A 5,619-nucleotide genomic window follows, 5' to 3' on the forward strand; every position below is an offset into this window, starting at 1 on the left:
CTAGTGTCCCGCACCGTTAATTCGTTTCATTAACCGTCCGATTGCTTCGAGGATCTGTTCGGCGGTCTTGGTCCACACGAACGGTTTTGGGTTCTCGTTCCAACTGTCGACCCAGGTACGGATGTCCGGCTACGGCGGGACGACGCCGTTCTTGACTCGTGAATCCGGCCACGCCTCGATCAAGGACACCGGTGATCCGGCGGAAGTGTTGAAAAAACCCGCGGGCGCGGTCATCACCGGGCGTTGAGCTATCCAGTCATCACACCCGCTATGCGAGAGCGCACCCGGCGTGGTAAATCCGGTGGTAATCGACCGTCACCCACGAAACTCAAGGACATCGCCGTGCCCCTTCCGCGCTCACTCAGCGTCCTCCCGCGCCGCCTCAACCCTGTCCTGTGCCCGGTGGCCGGGCACCTGCCGCCGCTCGCGCTGCTGCACCACACTGGGCGGCAGAGCGGGAGAGCCTACGAAACCCCCGTTCAGGCCTACCGCGCCGGTAACGGATACATCGTCGCGTACGCCTATAGCGACAACCCCCAATGGGCACAGAACCTCCTCGCCGCCAGCCATGGCCAGATGACCCGGGCAGGAAAGCGCTACACCATCGCCAACCCCCGACACGTCAGCCAAGACGGTTTCAATCTGTTGCCGTCCCCGGTGGCGGCACTGATGCGCCGCATTGGCGTGCGTGACTTCCTGCAGTTCGACGCCACACCTACCGGCTCGAACATTCCGTAAGACCACCGAGCAATGGTGCTGGCACAAGGTGGCCAATGTGCCTGCCGGGCTGGCGAATTCGACGCATCCGGGCGCCAAGTCCGCTCGCACAGATCTGCAGTGCCGAAGACCGCGAGCGCGACACCCGCAACAGGGCCAAAATGCCCTATCGGACATCGGACGGCGCAGGCAGCCTAGAGGCGTCGGGCGCAACGCACTGGATCTTGACCGGAAACAAACGGCCGCGCCCGGATGAAAAAGCAAGAGGCATGAAAAGGAGCGCCCCGTGAGATCCGCGGATGACCTGACCGCTACATCGGTGCTGACCGAGGAGTTCGAGGTCCGCGACGGCATGCGGATCTGGTTCGACGCCCCGATCACGATGGACGATGGCATCGTGCTGCGGGCCGACGTCTTCCGGTCCGACACCGACGAGCCGGCGCCGGTAATCATGGCGATGGGCCCCTACGGCAAAGGCCGCCGATTCCAGGACGAACCGTACACGTACAAATGGACGAACCTCGTGGCCCAGCATCCCGAGCTCACAGAAGCCTCTGACTGCGCCTACCTGACCTGGGAAACGGTCGACCCGCAGCTGTGGACGGCGGCCGGCTATGCGGTGGTGCGCGTCGATTCGCGTGGCGCCGGTGCCTCTCCCGGCCATCTGAGCGTCTTCGCCCAGCGGGAAGCCCTCGACTACTATCAGGCGATCGAGTGGGCCGGTGGCCAGCCGTGGTGCACCGGCAAGGTCGGGCTGTGCGGGATCTCCTACCATGCGATCAACCAGTGGCAGGTCGCCGCGCTGCAGCCGCCGAGTCTGGCCGCGATCTGCCCGTGGGAAGGCGCTGTCGACTACTACCGCGATATGACTCACCACGGTGGCATCGCCAGCAACGTCTTCTACCAGTTCTGGTATCCGCTGCAGGTGCTGTCCAATCAGCACGGCCTGGGAACCGCCGGGCCGGTCAATCCGTGGACCGGAAAGCTTGCCACCGGGGACGACACGCTGACCGAGCAGGAACTGGCCGCGCGGCGCACGGATCCGTTGGTGGAGTTCCTCGCTCATCCATTCGACGATGAGTTGTACACGGCCCGCACACCGGACCTGACCAAGATCACAGTGCCACTGCTGTCGGCGGCCAACTGGTTCGGCCAGGGCCTGCACTCCCGCGGAAATTTCGAGGGGTTCGCCGGTGCGGCGTCGGCGGCCAAATGGCTGGAAATCCACCCCGGTCGACACGAAGAATGGTTCTGCCTGCCGAATTCCGTAGCCATGCAGATGCGGTTTTTCGACCACTTCCTCAAAGGCGAAACCAATGGCTTCGCCGACACCCCGCGGGTTCTGATGCATATCCCGAACCCGGATGGCACCAGCACCCCGCGCACCGCCGACGGCTGGCCGCCGTCCGACACAATCTGGCAAGAGCTGCACCTCACCGCCGACCGCTCCCTGCGCCCCACCGCTACGCCGACGCAGACCGGCACGGTCAGCTTCGACGGGTTCACCGGATCGGCCGACTTCACCACCGCACCATTCGAAACGGACACCGATATCGTCGGCCCGCTGGCCGCCCGCCTGCACGTATCGACGACGGCCGCCGAAGCGGACCTGTTCCTCACCGTCCGGCTGTTCGACCCCGACGGAGCCGAAGTCACCTTCGACGGCTCGGTGGCACCCGCGCAGCCCCTGACCAATGGCTGGTTACGCCTGTCACACCGCACACTCGACCCCGGCCGCTCGCTGCCGTACCGTCCCTGGTACCCGCACGACAGAAAAGAACAAGTACTCCCCAACGAGATCTACCCCGTGCAGGTTGAGATTTGGCCTGTCGGCATCCACGTTCCCGCCGGCTACCGCCTCGGGCTGACCGTGGGCGCCACCGACTTCATCCGCCCCGGTGAAGCCCCCGGCCAATCCACCGTGTTCCTACACAACGACCCGACCGATCGTCCCGCCGACCGGTACGCCGGCACGCTGACGATCCATTTCGGAGCCGGCCACGACAACGTGATGCTCGTGCCATTCCTGCCCGCGGAGCCCGCCCGATAATCACCCCTACTCGGGGAAGTCGAGCGGCATCTTCACCACGTTCATCGTGGCTGCCAAGGCGTCGTATTCGCCTGCCAGCATGCAGAACTCGATGATCTGGGCACGACTGAGGTAACGGGACAACGCCGCATAGGTCTCGGCCGACAGGTCGCGGGTGGTGACGAGCTCGTCTGTGGCCGCCAGTAATGCTCGTTGCCGCTCGGTGAGGCCCTCGGCCTGCGGCCCTTCGAAGATCCTGTCCTGCAATGCCGGGTCGAGGCCGAAGCGCTTGGCGATTCGTCGATGCTGCTGAAGCTCGTACGCACTGTTCCGCAGGTGCCCGACCCGCAAGATGACCAGCTCGCTGTCCCGCCGTGGCATCTTGCCAAACATCAACAACGCACCCTGGAATGGCAGCCACGCCAAGAACAGCCGCCTGTTCTGGCCCAAGATGGTGAGTAGGTGCATCTCCGGGGCCCTAATCGCACGCGCGCCCAGCTTGCTGATCCCCCAGTTGATAGGCCCGAGCTCACGGAATCCGCCCGACGGGATGCGTGAGGGCGTGCTCATCCGCGCCGCACCAGATACGGCGAGCCCTCGACGATTACTGCCACCCATATAACCTAGCGGCCAGCAGTCATCTGTGCAATCCGAACGAGCCGGGGTCGTTCACGGAAAGTCTTTGTGGGGGTTGGTTGTTCGTGAAGTGCCGGTGCGTGCCAACGCCACGGGCGGCACCCGTCGTACTTGGTCGGATTCTTGTCGGATGTCGCTGCCTGACGGGCCTTCGCGCCGACGACCGCACCCGAACAACGCTCCTTGAATACGGTGATGGACAACGACGATTGGGTGTTGCCGGGTCCGGCCGGATCAAAGTTCGCTCCGACGCATTAGGGATCGGACCGCGCGGCGCCGGTCGATCGCAATGCTTCTGCCACCGCGTCGCGGATCGGGCCACGCCACAGCGGCCCGTGGCCGGGTGCGAGGACCTCCGTCTCCAGTGGCGCCAGCACTGCCAGGCTGCGTTCACAGCCGGCCTGGTTGTGGCTGAACAGCGTCGGCAAAAACTGCGGGCCTTTCCGACGGCACGTGGGAAACCCGGTGATAAGGGCATCACCGCTGGCGAGCACGCCATCGACGATGTAGGAGCAGTGCCCGCTCGTATGGCCGGGCGTGGGAATAGGTTTGGGCTGGCCCGGCAGCATTGCAGCAACATCGGCAGTGAGGGCCTGCGCGGTCGGAATGCCCTCGCGGCTCAACCCGCCGTTGCGCACCAGGTGGGCGGTCCAGGTCACCCAGCTGGGGCGCCAGAGGTTGGCTGCGATGTCCAACGGCGACGCCTGCTGCAGGTACTCGCGCTTGGCGTGTCCGACCTCATCGCGGTGGCAATAAACCGGTGTGCCTTGAGTTTTCGCGAACCAGATCGCCGAGCCGAGATGGTCCACGTGGGCATGGGTCAGCACGATCCCGCGCACGTCGTCGACGCCGAACCCGAGGTCGGATAGCGAGGCCAGCACGTCGTCGCGATCGCCGGGAAGCCCGGCGTCGATCAGCGTGACGCCGTCGCCGCCGGTGATAATCAGCCAGTTCGCTGCGTAGCCTTGCACCAAGTGCACATGATCGGTTACCGCCGTCGCTACCGGTGTCATTGTCGGCAGTTTAGTCGGCGGGATTTGAAACGGCGTGGCTAGCGTTCTGCATCAGAAATTCGTTACATAACTGTAATGGTCGGGATTCGGCGCGGTTCCAGCACGAATCACGTTGGTGCGTGGGATGATTCACGTATGGCGGGTGGACGACCGAAGGCCGAACTGGTGTTGACCGAGGAGGAGCGCAAGACGCTGACGCGGTGGGCGCGGCGGCGCAAGTCCTCGCAGGCGCTGGCATTGCGGTCACGGATCGTGCTGGGCTGCGCCGAGGGCCTGACCAACAAGCAGGTCGCGGCGCGCGAGCAAGTGTCGCAGCCCACGGTCGGCAAGTGGCGGCGCCGGTTCGTCGAGGCACGCCTGGACGGGCTGGTCGATGACCCGCGGCCCGGGCGGCCGGCCTCGATCACCGCCGACCAGGTCGAAGACGTCGTGGTCGCCACCCTGGAATCGACCCCGAAGAATGCCACGCACTGGTCGCGCACATCGATGGCCGAACGCAGCGGTCTGTCCAAGTCCACCATTGGGCGGATCTGGAAGGCATTCGATCTGCGGCCGCATCGAGCCGACGAGTTCAAGCTGTCCAACGACCCACTGTTCGTGGAGAAGATTTATGACATCGTCGGGCTGTATGTGGACCCGCCCGAGTCCGCGGTGGTGCTGTGCGTGGACGAGAAGTCCCAGATCCAGGCCCTGGCGCGCAGCCAGCCCGCGTTCCCGATGATGCCGGGCATGCCCGAAAAACGCACCCACGACTACGTGCGGCACGGCACTACCAGCTTGTTCGCCGCCTTCAACACCAGCGACGGCACCGTGATCTCCGCGCTGCGTCGTCGTCACCGCGCGATCGAGTTCCGCAAGTTCCTCGCCAAGATCGACGCCGAGGTCCCCGCCCACCTCGACATCCACCTGGTCTGCGACAACTACGGCACCCACAAGACACCCACCGTGCAGGCCTGGCTAGACAACCACCCCCGCTTCCACATGCACTACACCCCCACCTATTCCAGCTGGATCAACCAAGTCGAACGCTGGTTCGCCGAACTCACCCGCCAACTTATCGAGCGGGGCGACTACCGCAGCGTCCAAGCGCTCGAGAAGGACATCCGTACCTGGGTCGACAGTTGGAACGAGAACCCAAAACCGTTCGTGTGGACCAAGACCGCCGAACAGATCCTCGAAGCAATCGGACGGTTAATGAAACGAATTAACGGTGCGGGACACTAG

Annotated in this window: 6 protein-coding genes and 1 pseudogene; 4 read left to right on the forward strand and 3 right to left on the reverse strand. The window is 64.5% G+C overall.

What is annotated here, in order from left to right; all coding sequences use genetic code 11:
* Positions 1 to 126 (reverse strand): annotated as a pseudogene (locus tag ACLP9N_RS36150) (IS630 family transposase); the annotation flags it as partial.
* Between ACLP9N_RS36150 and ACLP9N_RS36155 the strand changes: the two are divergent.
* The 3 genes from ACLP9N_RS36155 to ACLP9N_RS36165 all read left to right on the forward strand — a co-directional run bounded on the left by ACLP9N_RS36155 (position 122) and on the right by ACLP9N_RS36165 (position 2,767).
* Complete coding sequence (locus ACLP9N_RS36155; protein WP_442368006.1) at positions 122 to 247, forward strand: hypothetical protein; 126 nt, start codon at positions 122 to 124, stop codon at positions 245 to 247. The pseudogene ACLP9N_RS36150 and the gene ACLP9N_RS36155 sit on opposite strands and share 5 nt — an antisense overlap.
* Before the next feature lie 95 nt (positions 248 to 342).
* On the forward strand, positions 343 to 738 hold the full coding sequence (locus tag ACLP9N_RS36160) for a nitroreductase family deazaflavin-dependent oxidoreductase (protein ID WP_442368008.1): 396 nt from the start codon (positions 343 to 345) through the stop codon (positions 736 to 738).
* 265 nt (positions 739 to 1,003) lie between these two features.
* Positions 1,004 to 2,767 (forward strand): CocE/NonD family hydrolase, encoded by a 1,764-nt coding sequence (locus ACLP9N_RS36165; protein WP_442368010.1) that lies wholly within the window; start codon positions 1,004 to 1,006, stop codon positions 2,765 to 2,767.
* Positions 2,768 to 2,773: 6 nt separating this feature from the next.
* On the opposite strand, the gene ACLP9N_RS36170 is transcribed toward ACLP9N_RS36165, so the two are convergent.
* A complete protein-coding gene (locus ACLP9N_RS36170) occupies positions 2,774 to 3,316 on the reverse strand; it encodes a carboxymuconolactone decarboxylase family protein (protein WP_442368012.1) in 543 nt (180 codons plus the stop codon).
* Between the two features lie 320 nt (positions 3,317 to 3,636).
* A complete protein-coding gene (locus ACLP9N_RS36175) occupies positions 3,637 to 4,395 on the reverse strand; it encodes an MBL fold metallo-hydrolase (protein ID WP_442368014.1) in 759 nt (252 codons plus the stop codon).
* A gap of 135 nt (positions 4,396 to 4,530) precedes the next feature.
* Here ACLP9N_RS36175 and ACLP9N_RS36180 point away from each other — a divergent pair, with 135 nt between their 5' ends.
* Entirely contained in the window at positions 4,531 to 5,619 is a 1,089-nt protein-coding gene (locus ACLP9N_RS36180; RefSeq protein WP_442368016.1) for an IS630 family transposase, read from the forward strand.

Origin of the sequence: Mycobacterium sp. (assembly GCF_052144515.1) — a bacterium.
Taxonomy (GTDB): domain Bacteria; phylum Actinomycetota; class Actinomycetes; order Mycobacteriales; family Mycobacteriaceae; genus Mycobacterium.